Below are 303 nucleotides of genomic sequence, written 5' to 3'. Positions count from 1 at the left end.
TCGGGCACCTGAGCGTGAGGTAGCGTGCCCCCCCCCAAACGGACGCGAAAGGCAAGACTGATGGTCGATGTGGAGCGGGTTCTCGATGAGGCGGGGCTCACCAACACCTATGTCCGCGACTACGTCGCGCGCTGGGCTGGGATCACCGGCGCAGACAACGTGGAGGTCGTAACGGCGTCCGAGGACGCACGCCAGATCGAGCTGGCGCTCGCGACCGGCGAGCTCCTCCCGGCCGGCGAGGGCAGCTACTACTCGCGGTCCTACTTCAAGGACACCGCTCGCGCCGAGGAGCGCACGATCGTC

Annotated in this window: 1 pseudogene; it reads left to right on the top strand. The window is 67.7% G+C overall.

Annotated elements, in window-relative coordinates:
• Positions 1-60: 60 nt before the first annotated feature.
• Positions 61-303, top strand: a pseudogene (locus F0U44_RS22435) (phosphoenolpyruvate carboxykinase (GTP)); the annotation flags it as partial.

Origin of the sequence: Nocardioides humilatus (assembly GCF_008373755.1) — a bacterium.
GTDB lineage: Bacteria > Actinomycetota > Actinomycetes > Propionibacteriales > Nocardioidaceae > Nocardioides > Nocardioides humilatus.
This window is presented reverse-complemented; position numbering and strand designations above follow the sequence as displayed.